21 protein-coding genes are annotated in these 19504 nt (G+C 49.3%); 9 read left to right on the top strand and 12 right to left on the bottom strand.

Annotation, left to right across the window (positions count from 1 at the left end):
- Window positions 1-37: 37 nt before the first annotated feature.
- A complete protein-coding gene (locus L1285_RS20070) occupies window positions 38-820 on the bottom strand; it encodes a hypothetical protein (RefSeq protein ID WP_235413983.1) in 783 nt (260 codons plus the stop codon).
- Between the two features lie 368 nt (window positions 821-1188).
- On the bottom strand, window positions 1189-1464 hold the full coding sequence (locus tag L1285_RS20065; RefSeq protein WP_235413981.1) for a hypothetical protein: 276 nt from the start codon (window positions 1462-1464) through the stop codon (window positions 1189-1191).
- Window positions 1465-1528: 64 nt separating this feature from the next.
- On the opposite strand from L1285_RS20065, the gene L1285_RS20060 reads away from it, so the two are divergent.
- Window positions 1529-2704, top strand: a complete 1176-nt coding sequence (locus tag L1285_RS20060; RefSeq protein WP_235413979.1) for a type III PLP-dependent enzyme — start codon at window positions 1529-1531, stop codon at window positions 2702-2704.
- 56 nt (window positions 2705-2760) lie between these two features.
- Here L1285_RS20060 and L1285_RS20055 read toward each other — a convergent pair whose 3' ends face one another.
- Together L1285_RS20055 and L1285_RS20050 are read right to left on the bottom strand one after the other, a co-directional pair.
- On the bottom strand, window positions 2761-6066 hold the full coding sequence (locus L1285_RS20055; protein ID WP_235413978.1) for a M4 family metallopeptidase: 3306 nt from the start codon (window positions 6064-6066) through the stop codon (window positions 2761-2763).
- Between the two features lie 33 nt (window positions 6067-6099).
- Window positions 6100-6573 carry a hypothetical protein gene (locus tag L1285_RS20050; protein ID WP_235413976.1) on the bottom strand — a complete coding sequence of 158 codons (474 nt, stop codon included), beginning with the start codon at window positions 6571-6573 and terminating at the stop codon, window positions 6100-6102.
- Between the two features lie 475 nt (window positions 6574-7048).
- Between L1285_RS20050 and L1285_RS20045 the strand changes: the two genes are divergently transcribed.
- Together L1285_RS20045 and L1285_RS20040 are read left to right on the top strand one after the other, a co-directional pair.
- Window positions 7049-7717, top strand: a complete 669-nt coding sequence (locus L1285_RS20045) for a PKD domain-containing protein (RefSeq protein WP_235413975.1) — start codon at window positions 7049-7051, stop codon at window positions 7715-7717.
- A 406-nt stretch (window positions 7718-8123) separates the two neighbouring features.
- A complete protein-coding gene (locus L1285_RS20040; protein WP_235413974.1) occupies window positions 8124-8513 on the top strand; it encodes a S8 family serine peptidase in 390 nt (129 codons plus the stop codon).
- A 61-nt stretch (window positions 8514-8574) separates the two neighbouring features.
- Here the strand turns inward: L1285_RS20040 and L1285_RS20035 are convergent, their stop codons facing one another.
- Complete coding sequence (locus tag L1285_RS20035) at window positions 8575-8925, bottom strand: helix-turn-helix domain-containing protein (protein ID WP_235413973.1); 351 nt, start codon at window positions 8923-8925, stop codon at window positions 8575-8577.
- Between the two features lie 277 nt (window positions 8926-9202).
- Here L1285_RS20035 and L1285_RS20030 point away from each other — a divergent pair, with 277 nt between their 5' ends.
- Window positions 9203-9907: an XRE family transcriptional regulator gene (locus L1285_RS20030; protein ID WP_235413972.1), complete on the top strand. Its 705-nt coding sequence runs from the start codon at window positions 9203-9205 to the stop codon at window positions 9905-9907.
- 12 nt (window positions 9908-9919) lie between these two features.
- Here L1285_RS20030 and L1285_RS20025 read toward each other — a convergent pair whose 3' ends face one another.
- The 3 genes from L1285_RS20025 to L1285_RS20015 all read right to left on the bottom strand — a co-directional run bounded on the left by L1285_RS20025 (window position 9920) and on the right by L1285_RS20015 (window position 11580).
- Entirely contained in the window at window positions 9920-10579 is a 660-nt protein-coding gene (locus tag L1285_RS20025) for a calcium-binding protein (RefSeq protein WP_235413971.1), read from the bottom strand.
- 274 nt (window positions 10580-10853) lie between these two features.
- Window positions 10854-11015, bottom strand: a complete 162-nt coding sequence (locus tag L1285_RS20020; RefSeq protein WP_164881444.1) for a hypothetical protein — start codon at window positions 11013-11015, stop codon at window positions 10854-10856.
- A 97-nt stretch (window positions 11016-11112) separates the two neighbouring features.
- Complete coding sequence (locus L1285_RS20015) at window positions 11113-11580, bottom strand: VOC family protein (RefSeq protein WP_235413970.1); 468 nt, start codon at window positions 11578-11580, stop codon at window positions 11113-11115.
- A gap of 237 nt (window positions 11581-11817) precedes the next feature.
- Between L1285_RS20015 and L1285_RS20010 the strand changes: the two genes are divergently transcribed.
- Entirely contained in the window at window positions 11818-12573 is a 756-nt protein-coding gene (locus tag L1285_RS20010; protein ID WP_235413968.1) for a Nif3-like dinuclear metal center hexameric protein, read from the top strand.
- 3 nt (window positions 12574-12576) lie between these two features.
- The gene (locus L1285_RS20005; protein WP_235413967.1) at window positions 12577-13398 is read left to right on the top strand and encodes a methyltransferase domain-containing protein; all 822 of its coding nucleotides are present in this window, start codon (window positions 12577-12579) and stop codon (window positions 13396-13398) included.
- Between the two features lie 195 nt (window positions 13399-13593).
- On the opposite strand, the gene L1285_RS20000 is transcribed toward L1285_RS20005, so the two are convergent.
- The 3 genes from L1285_RS20000 to L1285_RS19990 form a co-directional block, all read right to left on the bottom strand.
- Window positions 13594-14508 carry a winged helix-turn-helix domain-containing protein gene (locus L1285_RS20000; RefSeq protein ID WP_235413965.1) on the bottom strand — a complete coding sequence of 305 codons (915 nt, stop codon included), beginning with the start codon at window positions 14506-14508 and terminating at the stop codon, window positions 13594-13596.
- 158 nt (window positions 14509-14666) lie between these two features.
- Window positions 14667-15356 (bottom strand): DUF4336 domain-containing protein, encoded by a 690-nt coding sequence (locus tag L1285_RS19995; RefSeq protein ID WP_235413964.1) that lies wholly within the window; start codon window positions 15354-15356, stop codon window positions 14667-14669.
- Window positions 15357-15497: 141 nt separating this feature from the next.
- Window positions 15498-16079, bottom strand: a complete 582-nt coding sequence (locus tag L1285_RS19990; protein WP_235413963.1) for a TetR/AcrR family transcriptional regulator — start codon at window positions 16077-16079, stop codon at window positions 15498-15500.
- Between the two features lie 127 nt (window positions 16080-16206).
- Here L1285_RS19990 and L1285_RS19985 point away from each other — a divergent pair, with 127 nt between their 5' ends.
- Window positions 16207-17250: an alkene reductase gene (locus tag L1285_RS19985; RefSeq protein ID WP_235413962.1), complete on the top strand. Its 1044-nt coding sequence runs from the start codon at window positions 16207-16209 to the stop codon at window positions 17248-17250.
- A 54-nt stretch (window positions 17251-17304) separates the two neighbouring features.
- Here the strand turns inward: L1285_RS19985 and L1285_RS19980 are convergent, their stop codons facing one another.
- A complete protein-coding gene (locus tag L1285_RS19980; protein WP_235413961.1) occupies window positions 17305-17700 on the bottom strand; it encodes a rhodanese-like domain-containing protein in 396 nt (131 codons plus the stop codon).
- A gap of 598 nt (window positions 17701-18298) precedes the next feature.
- Here L1285_RS19980 and L1285_RS19975 point away from each other — a divergent pair.
- Together L1285_RS19975 and L1285_RS19970 are read left to right on the top strand one after the other, a co-directional pair.
- Window positions 18299-19048 (top strand): SDR family oxidoreductase, encoded by a 750-nt coding sequence (locus tag L1285_RS19975; RefSeq protein ID WP_046006439.1) that lies wholly within the window; start codon window positions 18299-18301, stop codon window positions 19046-19048.
- A 90-nt stretch (window positions 19049-19138) separates the two neighbouring features.
- Window positions 19139-19486 carry a phasin family protein gene (locus L1285_RS19970; RefSeq protein WP_054016542.1) on the top strand — a complete coding sequence of 116 codons (348 nt, stop codon included), beginning with the start codon at window positions 19139-19141 and terminating at the stop codon, window positions 19484-19486.
- The last annotated feature ends 18 nt before the right edge of the window (window positions 19487-19504 follow it).

The raw sequence follows: 19504 nt of genomic DNA, 5'->3' as shown, positions 1-19504 counted from the left end.
TTTTTATATTTGCTCGTTTGGGGGGAGCAAAGTGGTATTATTTTACAATCAGCTGATCTTCATAGGTGTAGATACTGTTTGGATCTGTCAGGTTAAAGACTTTCACCGCCATGGTCTTACCTACTGCATTTTCACATTCCAGGATTTGATATAACACTGGGTTTTTAGCCTTGTTATCAACTACCGTGTCCAGTGTAAATACATCTGAATGGAATGGACCTTTGCGGTCTTCGCCATGGAACAGGCCCAAAGACACACCCCGATCTGCAAGAACGCTACAACGGGCGTCGTTGTTTTGGTTGTCAACCACCAGGTGGCTGCTAATGTGGTAAGCCGTGTGATAACCGTATGAGTATGGCTGATTCACGAAGTCACCCGCTGGCGTTAACTCGATTTGCCAATCAACGATGGGGGCACCCGGCACGTTAACCAGCACCTTGTACCACTCCCCCGCCGCATCATAACAGCTGACATGCAGAACTTTCTTTTCGGTCAGTGTCGCTTCAGGAATAGCAACACCCATTTCAACTGTATTGCGATCCGCAATCGTCTTTACACCCAGGTTAACAATATGACGGCCATCATTTGCAGAATACAGATTTGCAGATTCGCAGTAAGCACCTTCACCACGCAGGGTCAGTTGCGCTTCAAAGTTATGCGCAAACTCACCGGTTAGCAATGCTGAGCTTACCGGGCCTGAGGTGTAGTTAGTCAAACGCTCGTATCCATCAGTATCAAACACATTTTGATAAGCCGTAGCCTGGCTACCAAATGCACTGAACAAAGCGACTGCAGCAAATGACAAAGATAAGGTTTTCATGGTTATGTCCTTTTAGAAAGTAACGAATAAAAAATGTTAATGGTTAAACTGTGCAGCGCGGGTCAACAGATTGACTGTCATGCCTGACCCTTACTGGCTAACTGAGGTCACCATAGCAAGAGAAATTCGCCCCGGACAAATTTCAAAAACAAGTAGATTTACTTGTTGAAAATCAAAAATTATCTAATTTAATCATAAAGATAAAGGAAGCGCTTGCCGCCGTCATAAGCATTGATCAGGGTTTCAAAAGCGGCTCCTAATAGACCCTGTTTTATTCTGTTCAAAAAATAATGAAACTTCACCTGAGTCACTTTATTCGCAATTTTCTATACCGAAAAAGCTTGATCTACGACAAGTAAATTTGTCACTCAGCAGCAAAATTTCTCGTTGAACTGGGGCTTGCACTGCAGCACTATGCGCCCTACTATTTGCGTGTTTTCTGAAGATAGCCAATCCGAGTACATCGCGGTGGTGTGTTTAGCATGACGGGTCAATGAGCCGGTCATGATGTGGTCACCCCGTGGCAAGGCGATAGAGCAACTATCCAGGATCTGTAACTGATTCGGGTAAAGGTAATACGCTGATGCGTCGTCAAAACCTGAGTCGCTTTGCTCAAGATCTGAAGGGGTGAGCGCGTGCACCACAAACAAGCACCGTTCACATATAAAGCCTGCAGGTCGTTATTCGCTGAACCTATTTGGAGTCGCTATGCCTATTCAGCCTCAAGTACAAAATTTTGCTATTGACGCTACCCTTGTTACCGATTTAGTTGCCCAGTATGGCTCACCGTTACTGATGCTTGACTGTGAGCAGGTGCGTGACCAATACCTGGCCCTTTCCGAAGCATTACCCGGCGTGCGTTTGCACTACGCCCTTAAGCCTTTACCACATCCGGCTGTAGTGCGTACTTTATTGCAACTGGGTGCCTGTTTTGATTTGGCAACCAGCGGTGAAGTGGCACTGGTGCGTGAGCAGGGCGTTCCGGCTGAGTGCACCATTCATACGCACCCAATCAAGCGTCGCAGTGACATTGCTGATGCACTGGAATATGGCTGCCAGGTGTTTGTGGTCGACAACCTCAACGAGCTGGCGAAGTTTCGCGAGTTTGCCGAGCAAGCAGAGGTACTGATCCGACTGAGCTTTCGTAACAGTGAGGCGTACGCCGACCTGTCGAAGAAATTCGGTTGCAGCCCGGCCGATGCAATGCACCTGATCCGTCAGGCGCAGCAATGGGGTATTCGGGTTAAAGGCCTGTCGTTTCATGTTGGTTCACAAACCGCCAATGCCGACAAGTATGTCGCGGCTATTCAGGCGTGCAAACAACTGATGGACGACGTGGTGGCTGAAGGCTTGCCTGCACTGAGCTGCCTGGATATTGGCGGTGGTTTTCCGGTATCGTACGCAAGCAACCAGGTGGATATTCGTGCCTTTTGTGCGCCGATTAACGCGGCACTGGCCGAACTGCCAGAGACGGTACAGCGCATTGCCGAGCCCGGTCGCTTTATTGTTGCCGGTGCGATGACCTGCGTTGCCTCGGTGATGGGCCAGGCACAGCGTGAAGGCCGCACCTGGTATTATCTGGACGATGGAATTTATGGCTCTTTCAGTGGGCTGATGTTCGACATGGCATGCTATCCGCTACGCACTCTGAAGACGTCTGATGAGGTTTATCCAAGCGTACTGGCGGGACCAACCTGCGACAGCATAGACGTGATCTGTGATGCCGCTGAACTGCCTAAACTGGAAGATGGCGATCTGGTGATCACCCGCATGATGGGTGCCTACACCAGTGCAACAGCGACCGACTTCAATTTCTTCAAACGCGCCACCACTGTGGTACTCAATGAAGTGATCCAACTTCACCAGGCCGAATTCGGCAGCTAACTCTCCTGTCACAGTGAGGCCCATTCGGGCCTCACATCTGCGCATGGTTTACCCGCTTACAAGGGCGCTTTGTGACTGGCTGTAAAGCTGAAGGTCAGCGGCGATGCGTCGTCGACTTGTTGCCAGCTAAAGTCCAGCTCAATATCCTGGTAAACATAGATCTCTTGTTCAACCTGGGCAATGACTTGCTCTCCTCGCATCACTTTAAGCAAGACTGGATAGCTTTGGCCCAGCTGGGTTAAAGCAGCACTGGCCTGCGCCCCGGACATCGTCTCGCCGTTTAGCTCCCAGATATAAGTGAGATCACTTACATCAACGCTTTGCACCGACAAAACCAGGGTATTGTTGTGCTGACTGATCGCAACCTCAAGTTCTGGCACAGCTTGCAATGTCAGGACTTGCTGATGGGAGATTTGCACTTGCCCGTTTTGCATCTGCATAACCACGGTGACCGGATGCTCGCCTGGTTTATCAAAGCTAAACTCAAATGGCGTGTTATCGCTGCGCTGTATCAGCTGACCGTCCAGCTGCCATTGATAAGTCACCGGCCCGGGCGGTGCCGAGTGTCGTAACTGCAATACACAGGTCAGTCCGTTTTGCTGGCACGTGACGGCCTGATCTGCAATGACCACCGGAGAAATAGTCTGAACGGTACGATTTACCTCAATGCCACTTCTGAGCAACAATAATGTGATCTCGGTGTCAGCCTCAATTTGCCGCTCCAATGTGTAACTGGTACTGTCAATTTGGTCGTCTCCAATCAGCCACCTGAAACTGTACGCCTGGCTGAATTCACCCGCTATTTGCAATGTAAAATCGCTATTGTACTGCTGATAACTAAACGATATGTCTGGTGCCTGAAAGTCGCCATGCTCTAAGTTCACATAAACATCAATAACCTGAGCTTGCTGCTCAGTCGGACAACTGGTGTTGATTTGCTCGGGTGTCAGAACCACCCGCACCAGCAACAGGCCTTCACTCATATCGCTAAACCGAGTGTGAGGTAAGGTCAGGGTTGAGTCCAAAATAGCAACAGAGTCGAGCCTCTCATTATTCGTGCTGAACCCGCCATTGCGGTCCTTATCGAAAAAAACCTGTACCTGCTGCGTTTCAGGTGCACCATCAAACTGGATCTGGAGATTCTGGTTACTGAACAGGCTATCCACGGCCCGTACGCTGGCATATCCTGCCGTCACATCCAGTTGCTCGCCATTGACATTGAGCGTGCTTACATAGCTGCCTTGTGCAGACTGTCTGATGCACTGGGCACCGTCAATCAGGGATGCGATTCGATAGCCATCAATAACCTCACCATTACTAAGCGTAACCTGCCACTTCAGTAACTGCTCTTTGGCGGCCAGGGTAAAATGACCCGCAGCGACGCTGTGCCAGCTTTGCTCACTGGAGGGTGACCAGCTCAACAGCGGCTCACCGTCCAGCGTGATCTCTAAAGAGACCACTTGCTCTGGAGTAAAACGGGTGTCGGTAATACGGTAGGCAACGCGCTGGTAGGCACGTTCAAACTCAAACGCCAGATTGTTGACCGAACTGCTTTGTGGCACCAGGCCAACCTGCTGCATCAAACTGCTCAGCATATCCAGCTGCTGCGGGTCCTCGGTTACCGCCAAAATACATTCACTGGCTTCAAGCATGCCTGCATGACTGGGTAAGCACTGGGTCATTGCTTCCAGAACCAGCCGGTATGCCCGCTCTACGGACCAGCCAGGCGAGCTAGCAAGCAAATAGAAAAACTTATTCAGCACACCGGCTCTGTGATGGTTAACCCCACTTTGCGCCCGGTCCCGATAATCGTCAATGCTAACGCCATCCCAGCGCGGGTTGTTGAGATAACGCATACCGCGATCGGAAAAAAATAAATCCCAGGCTTGATGCCAAAATTTCCCCTGACTATCTGACAGCTGGCCATACACCACTGAGTTCGCCCAGTTTTGGCTGCCCGTCCCTTGATCTAGGTGGCGCAAATAGTAGTCTTTTACCGCCATTGCCGTAATATCCGCAAAGCTTTCGTGCAGTGCACCCTGCGTCACATTGCTGCTCACAATACCGGTGTTCCACTCTAAAATGGCATGGCCAATTTCGTGCGCCACCACATCCAAAGAAGAGCCGTGAGGAAAGTTCCAGCCCATCGGGCCCTGGCCACCTCTGCCCAGGTTGGTAAACGTACCATCCCAGTTACTTTGATACTTTTCTGGGTGATAATCCACTCTTTGCCTGATTGGCTTGAGGCAATATTGCGGATCCGACGTCGGACACGGCTGCTGCTGGTTTGGATAGAGCGACTGGAAGTAGTCGGTCAGCATTTGTGCCGTTAACCCGCCATAAAAATGCGCATCATTGACCGGCTGAAAACTGCCTTTAACCATGTAGTAGTAATAGGGGTCCGAGGTTACCCCATAGCTTTCTTGTGGTCCGTCTGGACAGTCATAGCTGTAAGCTTGTTGCTGTTCTACCGGCGTATCGGTGGCAGGCTTGAGCGTTTCTACAGCACTGTTGCGCAGATGACACGTGCCGTCTTGCCATTCAATGACCATAGGATAACCATCAAATTGGCTGAACAAGCTGGCCTGCGGATTGGTGTAGTAGACATTGCTGATCACCGGGGGCTCTGGAAAGAAGATCTTGGTTCTGGGGTGATCCAGTGGCAGCTTGATATTCTGACACTGAGTGGTTGCCATATTCGGAGCCTGCAGACAGTTCAGGCCCAGCTTATAATTACCTGTCATGGCTGCAACTGCGTGTTCCTCAGGCGCAGAAAAATGCGCTATTCCGTCAGCCACACGCACGGTATTCAGGGTTCTGGAGTCCAACAACAGTTGCGGACGTGTGCCATCATCCTGTAATAAGTCCACGGCGTAGACTGTCTGATAATGCTCGCCCACGCGCTCAATGCCACGCTCGAAGGAGTAAACCTTTACTGTCGAGTAACCCAGGTTTTCGCGAATATGGTTCAGCACCTGTTGCTGTGAGTAAGCAAAGGCCTGACTGATATCCCCCAACTGCGAGACATCATGAAATTCATTGCCAATGGCGCGCGTCACCTGCTTGTCGTCCGTTACGACAAAGACCACTTCACTGCCCAGTACGGGCACGCCCTGATAACTCAGCAGGTATTTCTCTATCGTCGCATTCCCTTTGCGCACTGATTTCAGCAGCTGATAACTGAGCCCGGCCCCGGGTAAGACATGGCGCGGTGACTGTACAGACAAAGGCCGGGAGGCTGACAAAGTCTGTACCCGCTCATAGGCACTTTGCCAGTGATGCGAGTTTTGCGTCAGCGGTAATGTCGTGCTCGTTGTAAGCGCAGCACCAAACAACATAGGTGCTAAAAGCGGCATAATCATTATTTATCCTTAAAAGTATTGTGTTTCATTCAGTTAGTTAACCGGGTGCGCTTGCAACACCCGGGCAATGCCTGTTGCAACATCTTGTGGTCCGTCCGGGCACCCATAACGAGAGGCCTGCTGCTCAGCCAGCGGCGTGGTTGTATCGGGGTGCAGCATTTGTACCGCTTCTTTGCTGAGACAACAACGGCTATCCCGCCACTGTATCACCACATAAAAGTCAGAAAGCGGTGCGAACAGGGCAGAACCGGCATTACGATAGTCGATATCACTTTGCACCGACACCCTGGGGGATAAGCATTGTGCTTTTGGCAAAACAAGCGGCAACTGGGCGGACTGGCATAAGGACGTCGCCATACCTGGTGCCGGCAAGCAGTTTAAGCCCACTTTATCGTTGCCGGTTATCGCCCCCACGGCATGATAACTGGGCGGTTCCGTGTCCGTCACTATGTCGCTGGCTACTAGCGCTGAATCACATATAAGAGGCGTCAAAGGAAGCAAAAACATAACTTTATCCTTAATGAATACAAAATCCGTGTCCTACTGTCGCTCAACCCTGACTGACGTGGTGCGCGTGTTGGCAAGATACCGAGCCTACCTTAAATTACGTTGAAGAATCTTCCCACTTCAAATACATCAACGTTAATTATTAGCTATTAAATTTTACATTTTTACCTACTTCTACACCAGCTATAACATCTTTTTGCTAACAGCAGCCTATGCTTTTGTATCGATTTATACATTTTGCGCTAAAAAATGCCGGTACTGTTTTTGGCTAAGCACTTATTTCTTATCTATTTTAAGACTACTAATAGTCCATGTGCCACGCACTGAAAATCCGCCTAAGTACAGCAATTTAATTTTAAAAACAAAACACATTAAGATGATTAAATAACAATCTGTTGTGACTTCTAATTTTGTTAGTCTCGACGTGACCGAAAAACGCCGCTAAGATGGACCCAAATCGGAACAGGAAATTGATATGAATATGAAAAGGACCTTGACAGCAGTTGTGTTTTCGCTGCTTGCAAATGCGACACACGCAACCGAACTGACCTATCACTGGCAATTTGGCGACGGGCAAACGAGTAACCAAGTTCAGCCAGAGTACCAGTACAGTACGCCCGGCTTTTATACCGTTACACTAGAAGTTTTTGACGGCCAAACTCTGAGTTACAGCAAACAACATGAGGTTGATGCCGTTACGCCGTTGATCAGGCAATTTGATATACAGGTTGCACAAACCGTGACGCAGAACCAGCCTACAGCGCTCATTGCCAGTCTCAGTACCACAGCTCCGTTAGAATTAGACTACCAGTGGCACCTGCCAGATGGCAGTAAACAAGAAGGTGACCAAATCAGCCTGAGTTTTACACAAACTGGTGCGCAGGAAGTGACGCTTGTCGGATTATTTTCGGGTCGCCAGGTAGCGCAAAAGAATGTCGTACTCAATGTACAGGCAGCATCCGAGCAGACTGACAATCGGACAACACCAGACAGTGATAACGATCAGGCAACGCCAGACAGTGCTGGCAATAGAACAACGTCAGGCAGTGATGACAGCTCGGGAGGCACCGCCTACTGGCTACTTGGGATCTGTTGCTTTACGCTACTGCGGAAAAAGTTACGCACCTCTACAATGGTAAGATAATTGGCTATGTTGGTTTAAAAATAACGCATCCGCTCAGGGCCCTGCGCCCTGACAACTCCCCTGCTCTCAACCTGCATAAGCGGCTAGAGCGCTACTCAGCGCCAACCGAAGTAAGCACTAACTCCCACTCCTTTTTTCATAATGCAAGGACCGTCGGCTGCAATAATGCCAATTACACTAAATACACGTTCTATTTTAATGAATAATACCAAATAGATTTATTTTTATGCTCCAGTATAAAAATACAATTATCATCAATGTGATAATGATTTTGCGGCACTGCGAATTTATTAATATATATTTTACTTAGTAAAGTATTCTATTTTGAGGCGAGAAAATATGGCCGATAATAAGGTCAAATTTCTCATAGATTTACAGCCGATCAATCCGCTCCAGAGGAAAAAACATGAGCCTGGGCGGTGGTTTCATGATGCCGTTGAAAGCGCAGCAATCAGGTGCTTTCTTTGTGATTGCCGCCGGCAATGAAAGCCAGCATGCCAACAATGTCTCACCTGCCAGTGCGTCACACCCGCGTGTGTATACCATCTCCGCGACAGATGCCAATGATCGCTTCGCCAGCTTCTCCAACTATGGTAATCCACCAGTCGATTATGCGGCACCAGGTCTCAGCATTTTATCAACACGCAGCGGCGGTGGCACAACCACTATGTCGGGGACGTCTATGGCATCACCCGCAGCCTGTGCCGTGATCATGATGAGCAATAGCAACCCCAGAACGGATGGCCGTACCAGTGGTGATCCGGATGGTAACGCCGACAGCATCATTCATTTATAAGTCAATGACGGCAGTTCAGCTTCAGTACTGAGCTGCCTCTACAACGAACCAAATTACGCAATCACAGTGCGATTCCCTGCGCTTGCATTGACCGCACACCCGCAATGGCCTGCATGATATCCATAAAATACACATCCTCAAGCAAAGAGATCACATCATTCCATCTTGGATTAAATTCATTATTCTCCCAGCGTCTTAAGGTGCGCTCTTCTATGCCATAGCTGGCAGCAGATTCTGCCTGGGTGTAGCCTCTTAACTTACGCGCATACTTTAATAACTGTGCGCCCCTCGGGGCACGGAGTAAGTCAAATTCTGGTGCCTGCTCCAGATGCGGTGATGGAACGCCTCCTCCCAGAGTAAAGGGGTTGATCATAGTTTCTGTCGGGATCTTACAGGTTGCTGTGCTGGTCATATCCACTTCCTTACTTTTTTACGCAATCTTGTCATGTTACTCAACCGCCTTGAGGCAATTGAGTCATTATCTACTATCAGCAATGGCTGTTAACGCGGACTGAATCCTTAAAACACCGCCAGTGCGTAATTTATGAAAGATGATAGTTTAGTTTTTTACGCAGATCAATGCGTAACTTTCAAAGTTTTGCGTAAAAATTTGAATTGCGTTTCCTTATTCAAATTTCTATAATGCCGTACTGCTTAAAAATGTGACACCAAAGGCGTGGTATCAAACAATGGAAAAACAACACAATACGGAAGCTGATATCTCAGCATTCGCAGAACGCGTTGAATATGCAATTAAACCGCATAGCATTCGCGCCTTTGCGTCAAAAATTGATATTTCTGAAGGGACATTAAGACGCATACTCAAAGGCGAAGATCCTAAGCTGAGTATTGTGGAACGCATTGCACACGTTGCTAATGTTGACTTGATGTGGCTGATCCAGGGAGAAACGGCCGCGGAGTGTCCACAATCGCCGATCATTACCCAGCCACTGGTTAAACTGGATGAGTTTAACGAGGCCTTTGTGCTGGTGCCGGGCTATCACGTGTCGGTCAGTACTGGCCATGGTGCGTTTAACGACAATGCCCAGATTGCGCGTCACCTGGCATTCAGAAAAAAATGGATCGACTACAAAAACCTGGATAAGAGTGAGCTGGCAGTGGTATTTGCCAAAGGCGATTCCATGGAACCCACCATTCACAACAACAACACGATTTTGGTGGATTTGAGCGATAAAAAGCTCAGTGAGGGTCTCATCTATGTTGTTCGCCTGGGTGAAGAGCTGTATGCCAAACGCTTGCAGCAATATCTGGATGGCTCCGTCAGGCTTATCAGTGATAACAAAGAATATGTTGAGCAGGTGGTGCGAGCTGATGAGCTGGAGCAACTTGAGATCATTGGTAAAGTTGTGTGGATAGGCAAAGATCTGGCGTAATTACGCGCCAGACTAGTACTTACCACCCTGTTCATTTGAACTGGTTACTATCTCTCCCTGATAGACCTGATTGCGGCCACTGCCGCCGTTAAGGGTGTCGTAACCCGTACCGCCGGCGAGAATGTCATTACCCTCTTTGCCTTCGAGCACATCTTTGTCATCGCCGCCTATCAGGGTGTCGTCGCCAGTGCCACCGACCAGCTTATCCCGCCCGGCAAATCCCCTGAGTTCATCATGACCGGCACCACCTAATAACCGATCCGCACCGCGTCCACCCATCACCTCATCATCACCGTTACCGGCCCAGACGTGTTGCTCGATGCTCATGGCACGACCGTCGTAACTGTCGTCGCCTTCGCTCAGATAAACGTGAATTTGCTCAACCTGATTGGCATAGATAAACACACAGCTGGCGCTGTCCGAGGTTGCTCTCATCACTTTAATGCGCCGACCGTCCGGGGTTAGCCGGTACGTTTCCGCCTCTGCCGTGCCTACAATATTAAGCACCACGATGTGCTTGACTGATTTCACTGCACGCAAAGACATCCGCTTTAACTCGACAACAGCGCCTCCACCCAGTCCGACACATACACCATCGGACGCAATCGCACCGCGGGTACAGACCATACCCAAAATACCTAATAAAAATGCCACAAAGACCCGCTTAACCATATCCCTACATCCTTTTGAAAGCGTTGTTTAATCTGGCTAAGTGCAAGAAGGTGCCGAACTAATACCAGTATCACCTATAACCAGATTACCTACTGTCACTCTAGCGACACAGTGTGGACACAATGTGCAGATGTAACACAGGGAGTTCATTTTAGTTTAGCTGCTCGACAGGAGAATGGTGAGGCAAAATTATATGGAGAGTATGGCGGCTATATTGGAGGGGCGAGTGTTCAGTGAGAGCCCAAGACTGAGCTCTACGATCAAGAGATCCGGTTTAGCACATGCATGCCCAGAAACGGTTGCCAGTTTCAGATTCGGCAGGGCGACAACGATAGGTATAAGGTGCACCACCTGCTACATTAGGGGTCTGCTGCTGCGCCAGTTGTTGTGTATCGGTAAGGCGTTTTAGAGCTGACTTTTTAATTTGTAATTTCATTTTCTTGTCCTTGAGTTGAATTTTTTATGATCATAAAACAGACCACCACAAATAAAATGACATTTTATACACAACAATTCAATAATTATTTTACCCTTTATGAATCGTCCGTCATCCACTCGGCCATACGTGCCATAATCTCCTGCTCAGTTAAATCTTCCTGATGCGTGCCTATGGTCCAGACGTGGCCAAACGGGTCCTGCAATGTGCCCGCTCTGTCGCCATAAAATTGATCCACCACAGGCCGTAACTCGGTTGCCCCGGCAGCAATGGCCTGAGCAAAGGTACTATCGACATCGGGCACGTACAGCATCAAACTAACGGGTGTACCACCGAGTTGTTGCGGACTCTTAAAGTGCATATCCGGGCACATATCTGATAACATCAGATGAGAGTCGCCAATTTTGAGCTCAGCATGCGCAACGCCGCCATCCGGCATAGGCAGCTGCATGATCAGCTCCGCAGCAAAAGCCCTGCGGTAAAAGTCTATCGCCTGAGCGGCATTTTCGGTGATCAGATAAGGCGTCAGGGCATGGTAGCCGTCCGGTATCGCTGAAACTGTCATGATGATTTCCTCGCAAGTTAGACACAGTGCCATAACTTGTCGTGTGGCTGCACACATGGTCACGTGTAAGCCACATCGCTCGTCAGGCAATCTGCTCATTTAAAGCTAGCCCAGTTCAGCGAAAAGTCGAGTGTTCCCCCAGCTCGGCACAAATCGCCGCAGTGTGTGTTCATGCCTTTTTCGGCGCGGTAAAAAGCGCTAAACTAGGCGCTTTTAAAGCCCGACAGTGAGAGCACGATGCAACGTAAAAAGCTGGTAAACCACCTCAATGAGTTTCTGAAGCCTTTTCAGATCAAAGACTACTGCCCAAATGGCTTGCAGGTCGAAGGAAAAACTGAGATCCGTAAGGTCATTACCGGGGTAACAGCCAGTCAGGCACTGATTGATGCCGCGATTGAAAAACAGGCTGATGCCATACTGGTTCATCATGGCTACTTCTGGAAAGGCGAAGATCAAACCGTTACCGGCATGAAAAAACGCCGCCTGCAAGCCTTACTGGCTCATGATATTAACTTGCTGGCCTACCATCTGCCGCTGGATGTCCACCCGGAAGTTGGCAACAACGCACAACTGGGTAAGCTGCTTGGCCTGACTATTGAGCGTCCGTTGGAACCCTGGAACAGCAACAGCGTAGCGGTAAAAGGCAAACTGAGCGAACCTATGTCTGCGACCGATTTTGCCACTTTGATTGAGCAGAAGCTGGGTCGTAAGCCACTACTTAACCAGGCGGGCGACCACCTGATCAAGACCATCGCCTGGTGCACCGGCGGCGGCCAAAGCTTTATAGATCTGGCAGCCAGTCAGGGGATCGATGCCTATCTCACCGGCGAGGCGTCTGAACAAACCATTCATTCATCGAATGAGCAACAGATCCATTTCTTTGCCGCCGGACATCATGCAACCGAGCGATACGGCGCAAAAGCACTGGGCGAATATCTGGCAACCCAGTTTGACTTGGATGTTGAATTTGTTGATATCGACAACCCAGTGTGATCTATGGCTAAGCGCACGCAACGTACCCTCAATCGCAATGAGGACCGCAATTTTAGCGAGTTAACCGGCAAGTTTAAGAACAACATTTATGGCACTTCCAAAGGCAAACTAAGAGAAGCCGTATTACAGCGCGATCTCGCACAGCATCTGCCCTGGCTGGGTGTTGAGTCAAATAAAACGGTACTGGATGTTGGTGGCGGACAAGGCCAGCTTGCGCTGTATCTTGCGCAGCTGGGGCATCACGTCACGCTGGTGGATATTTCCGACGAAATGCTGGCACAAGCACAACAACAGGCAGATAAGTTGGGGGTCACAGAGCGAGTAACCCTGATCCATGCGCCGCTGCAGGCGCTCCCAGAGCTTTCACTCGGTCAGTTTGACCTGGTGATGTGTCATGCCGTACTGGAATGGCTTACTGAGCAGCAACAGGCACTGACGCTGCTCACTCAGCGACTCACTTCGCAAGGCTACTTGTCTTTGATGTACTACAATCGGGCGGCTCAGCGCATGGCCAATATGGTCTATGGTAATTTTGATTATGTGCGCAATGGCCTGCAGGTAAAACAAAAAGTTGGCTTGAGCCCGAACCGCCCATTAGAGCCGCAGGACGTCAATCTCTGGCTGAGTGCCCTGCCGCTGAACAAGCTTTCCCAGTCGGGCGTGCGCTGTTTTCACGATTACTTGCGAGATCCGGACAAAGGCAACAGTCAGTTTGATGACTTGCTTGAACTGGAGCTCAAATATAATCAGCAGGAGCCTTATGCCTCCCTCGGCAGGTATACACACCTGATGTTGCAGCACCAAGCGGCTACGGACGACCAATAAAAAAAGACCCTGGCACCTATTACCAGTGCCAGGGCCGAGACATGTGTCCAGGTCTTTGATCCTGTCGTCATACACTCACATTGCTCGGCAAGCGCATGTCAATGCCAAAGGTCGGGAGAGCAACGATTTAACCGTGGCACAGCAGCGCCAGAATGTCATCAACTATCCTTTGAATCATTTTGAAAAGCATGTTTATCAATCACTTAAGGAATTTTTATTAGTAGAAAAGTGAGACAAAATTTGCCCATATAGCTGCGGACGCTCGGTCGCTACGCCCTGCCCGCCACTGTCAGCAATCACCTCCAGCATGTCCTGATTATCGATCAGGGTGTAAAAATAAAAAGGCGTCCGATCGCCCTGAGATCTCAATTGCTGTAACAACTTCAACCCCGCCAGCGGCTCCTGGCCTCGGCCCATATCTGAAATAATCAAAGTGTATTCATACATTTGCATAAGCAAGAGCGCTTCTTCACTGGATTTAACGGTATATACTCCAATATGGTGACGTTCAAAATAGCGCTTTTCCTGCAAGTTATTGGTCGGATTATCGTCTACCCAGAGTATGCGTCCGATGGCACCGGATGGCTCGCCGTAGCGCAATTCTGGCACCTGCTCGGTGCTGTGCGTCATTAATCCGATAAAGCACAAACAGGCAATCAGCAGCACCGGCAGCCAATAGCGAGTAGGTAAGGCACTATCATTGCGTACACCGCGCATTGGCACAGACTGAGCAGTGACAGCTGGTGTGGCTGTGCCGATGCCAGTTCCGGTTCCGAGCAGGGTACCTGTCAATTCATGCTCACTGACTTCAATAGCAGGGGCAAACCGGTAGCCCTGACCGCGCACGGTCACGATACAGTTTTGTACAAGCCCCGCTCGGTTTAGCTGACTGCGCAGATCGGAGACCAGCTTTGGCAGCGACCAGTCTGACACCACAGTATTGGGCCACAACAACTTGACCAGCTCGGCATGCGAGCAGATCTGAGGGCGGCGCTGCAATAGATAATGAAGAAGCATAAAGGCGCGGTCGTCCAGCTGAGTCGACCGCTCATTGATGATGACGCACTGCGTCGCGATATTCAAACGCGCATTGGCGAATTGAAATTCCATAACCCTGACAATATTCTTGTTATTATCGCACCAGCGTAGCGGATTTCTTATTCACATGCTAGTTACATGCACTTGAATAGTTATCAACTTTGGTCTTACTGGTGCTGTCCATTATACAAAAAAGATCAATTTATAAGTTTTAAAATCAATCGTTAAGCTTATTTTTCGAGCCATTCAAAGGCACGCTGCAAAAATCCAACCGCGTCTTGTTCGATGATCAGGCCATGAGCCATCACCAACCGTTTAGGTGCCCAGTCCAGCATGGTCGCCAGATGTTTACGAGCAGTATCATGATGAAAGATAAAGCTCAGCCGCCAGTCCAGCGGGGTCTGGCCTTCAGGTGCCACCACACCTGCCCCTTTGGCTACAAAGCGCTGGAAGGTATTCAGGCTGTCCGGATCAAAGTTTTCAATCAGATCGGTCACCAGTAATGTGCTACTGTGCGGATGGAAAAAAATCGCCTCTTCCATCGCAGGAGAGCCCGTAAAAAGCAGCGTTTTCAGAGTATTATCCCATGGGTAGTGACGGTCGTTGTCGAGGATCCCATCAAACCTGAGCGTGTCACACTTGTCTTTAACCTCCTGGGTGCCAAAGGTTTGTGCTTCCGGATAGGCTTCCTGCCACGGTGCCATAAACAGGTGATGCAGATGGTTTGGGGCCACCAAATAGGCCACAGGCCCCAGCGCATCGACCTGCTCACGCAGCGCTGGCGTCAGGCGAATGGGGCTGTGTACCCATAAACCGCCACACGCCAAGCGTACTATCGTCATGCGGGTAGTGAAAGGCATGGTGAAAAAAGACACGGCTTCACCATCGAAAATCCAAATATTATCGTCCAGCTGTCTCATGCTCATCTCCCTGGGGACCCAGTTTCCCCTTAGTTCACTTATCAAAAATAAGAAAAAGTAATGAGATTAGAGGCTAACATACTTGTCGATAATTTATCCAACCAGGCCCTGAGTGAGAAAAATTGATACGTACACTTAAGTTTACTGGCAAACATCTTTGAGTATTTGCGTACCCAAATCGCGCATTACCTGAGGCTCCGGGTGTGTATGAGCAAAGGTGCGTAATCCATAGATACTCACGATAAGGCTCCGTGCTCTGTCAAGGGGGCTGCGTGTGCCTGTCAGCTCGCCCTGCTCAGCAATGCGCTCAAACACAGAGCAAAGAGCATTACGCCACATAGCGCACTGCTCACTGAGAATAGCCTGTGCCTCTTCATCCTGCTCGGCCAGCTCATTCAGCGCTTTTTGCGTCAGGCAAAGTTTTTGTGGGTCGCAGCTCACACATTCATCCACAACATGAGTCATATAGGCTGCCAGCCCGGCTCTGGCGGATGTATGTTGTGAAAACAACCCTTGTAATTCATCGCCGCGGTCGCGGTTGTACTGCTCCAGCGCCGCCAACAGTAAGCCCCGCTTGTTCTGGAACGCGCAGTAAATCGATCCGGGGTGTAAACCGGTTACAGCTTTCAGGTCCTGCATACTGGTTTTGGCATAGCCTTTTTCCATAAACGCCGTCATCGCGGCTCTGAGCACCTGCTCTTTGTTAAATTCTGCACTGCGCATCTCATTACTCTCCTCATTTCACATGGCGCATTTTACTCATTTTTGAACAAATGTTCAAAATATACTTGAACGCTCGTTCAAATGATCATATCTTGAATAAGCATTCAAAAACTAACCGGGTCCAACTATGACGAGCAAACTATTTGAAACTTATACCTTAAATGATCAGATCTCACTGAAAAACCGTATTCTGATGGCACCACTCACCCGCTGCATGGCGGACGACCAACTGGTACCAACCGATGCCATGGCCGAGTATTATGCGCGTCGTGCCGATGCGGGATTAATTATTTCTGAAGCAACCATTATTCGCCCTGACGGACAGGGATACCCAAACACTCCGGGGTTGTTTACCCCTGAGCAGATATCCGGATGGCGCAAGGTTACCGATGCGGTGCACGCCAACGGCGGAAAGATTTTTGCCCAGCTGTGGCATACCGGCCGGGTTGCACACCCGCACTTCTTTGACGGTGACAAAGTGCTGGCGCCCAGCGCAGAAAAAGTAGAGGGCACAGTGCCTCGCATGCGCGATTTGAGCTATATCACACCTACTCCAGCCACGCATGAAGACATCTCCCAGCTCGTTGCAGACTATGCACAGGCGGCCAGTAATGCCATAGATGCCGGTTTTGATGGTATCGAGATCCATGCCGCCAATGGTTACCTGATCGACCAGTTTTTACATTACGACAGCAACAAACGCAACGACAAGTATGGCGAGACGCCGCAAAACATGAGCCGCTTTGCACTTGAGGTTATCGATGCTGTTAGTGAGCGCATTGGCGCCGAGCGCACTGCTGTGCGGCTGACACCGGGTGCCTATTTTAATATGCAGGCAGACCCTCGTGACAAAGCGGTTTTTGATTATTTACTGGCACAGCTTGAACAGCGCACACTGGCCTTTGTACACATAGGTATCTTTGACGACGCGATGGAATTCGACTTCCTGGGCGGCCGTGTATCCGATTATGTCAGGGCAAATTACAGTAACACGCTGGTTGGCGTGGGCGGCTTTACCCCCCAAACTGGCGAGCAGGCGCTGCGTGACGCGCGTTTTGATCTGCTGGCAATTGGTCGGCCTTTTATTGCCAATCCGGATTATGTAGAAAAAGTCAGACAAGGCAAACCGCTGACCGATTATTCCGAAGAGATGCTGGCAAGCCTGGTGTAATACCCTATCCATTCGATGCGGGTGAAGAGGCCCGCACAGTTTGTCGGATGCGTACTACTGCCCGCCAGGCTCAGTCTGTGTTATCACCGGAAGTTGCTCGGCCTGCCAGTGAAGGTAATCACCGCTGAGGTGCAACAAGCTGAACCCTTGCTGCGCCAGCGCCTGTTCGAAAATGGCCGCCCGTCGGCCTGAGCGGCAATAGACCACCAGCGTCTGAGTCTTTAGTGTATCCAGTAAAGACTGATGCTGGGTGATTTGATCAAAGGGGATGTGAATGGCCCCTTTAATATGACCGGCCCGGAATTCTTTTTCGCTTCTGACATCCACGATGACATGGGGCTGCGCCGACATCTGATTTCGCAATAACGCCTGCTGACTGATAACTTCAGTGGCAGCCTGAGCAACTAAGCTCAACAAACCAATCAACACACAAATACTTTGCTTAATCATAAAACACCTTCTGCTTCATAGACTTTGGGACTAAAACAAGAATAGCAAAAGCACGGTCTGTTCACCCAACGAATAATTTACCCATCAAATAACCAACAAGCAGAATAACCCCTACTAACCCGTCAAGTTTACCCATCACAGAAACACCGTACCAGATGCACATTTTTCACTTTGAAAAACACCCATTTATTTTACAATTACTTATTTGCTTGATCTGGCTCATTGGTCTGACAGCTACGGCTATAGTCTAATACTCAGCGCCCTGATTAGCGACTATTACTAGTAGTTGGGTACGAAAGCACGTGCCAGAGTAAGTAACAAAGGAACATCAACTCAAAACTTGAGCTTTTACTCTATTTTGCTATATTTTTTATCAGGCTTTACAGAGAACAACTTTGCCCCCTCTAAAGGGACGCACTAAAAACGACGAATAAACAGTGCAAATTTGTCTTGGGAATTAAATATATTGGTTATGAATTCGTCACAATGACGGATGACAATAACATCAGTTCGTAAACCTTTCGGTTGCAGTCAATCGTAACCGGAAACGTGGCTTAGAAGTGCGATAGTTGAGCCGCCTTAAGTTCGGAAGAGCAATATGGAAAGCAAAAAAATCGCAGTCGTCACTGGTGCACTGGGTGGCATCGGTTCAGCTATCGTCAAAGAGCTGGTTAATGCAAACTGTTTTGTTGTGGCTGTTGCCAGCCCACGTCGTACCTCTGCGGACATCGACGCCTGGCTTAATGAACAGTCAATCAACCCGGCAGCCGTTCATGGCATCTTTTTAGATGTCACAGATCATGAAGCCTGCCAGCAGCAGCTCAATGATGTCATCGATGAGTTTGGTCGCATCGATATTCTGGTCAACAATGCAGGCATCACACGGGATACCTCATTTAAAAAGATGACCCTGACGCAATGGCAGGAAGTTATCGACACTAATTTTAATTCCATGTTCAACATGACTCACCCGGTTTTTGCGCACATGTGCGCGAACAAATCCGGCCGCATCATTAATATCTCCAGCGTTAATGGCCAGAAAGGCCAGTTTGGTCAGGCCAATTATTCAGCCGCTAAGGCCGGCATGATCGGCTTTAGCAAAGCGCTGGCTTACGAAGGCGCCCGCGCAGGCGTGACCGTAAACGTGGTTGCCCCGGGTTACACGGCCACGCCTATGGTCGAAAAAATGCGTGACGATGTGCTTGAAAGCATCAAGGCACAAGTGCCGATGCAGCGCTTAGCCACGCCAACCGAAGTGGCTCAGTCGGTCGCTTATCTGGCGTCTGAGCAGGCAGCCTATATCACAGGTGAAACGCTGGCGATTAACGGCGGACTATATATGAACTAAGCGGCGTATATCAGGATTGAGCACCCGCTCTGAAGTACCTGGGCAGTAACGCTACCTATACGGACTTTTTTGATAAACAGGAAGCACACCATGTACAACGATCTAATGAAAACTTTTACTGAGCAAAGCGAACAGTTTTTCTCTCCGGCAATCAAGTTCAACCAACTAGTTGCTAAAAACATTGAGCAACTTGCACAAATTCAGCTTGATGCAACAGAAAGCTTTACTAAGACGTCTGTTGAGCAACTAAAAACAGCTGCTGAAGTAAAAGATGTTAAGTCTTTCATCGACTTCAATGCCAGCCAGCTTACTGCGATGAACAAGCTAAGCCAGCAAATGATCGACGATGGTCAAAAGCTGACTCAACTTGGTAACGAGTTCAAAGAGCACCTTGACGCTATCTCTAAAGACAGTGTTAAAGCCACTGCTAAAGCTTAATCGCTGTCGCCTGCCCCT

It is taken from the genome of Pseudoalteromonas sp. DL2-H2.2, assembly GCF_021532535.1.
GTDB classification, from domain to species: domain Bacteria; phylum Pseudomonadota; class Gammaproteobacteria; order Enterobacterales; family Alteromonadaceae; genus Pseudoalteromonas; species Pseudoalteromonas rubra_A.
Note: the sequence above shows the minus strand (reverse complement) of the source record. Positions and strands in the feature narration are given on the sequence as shown.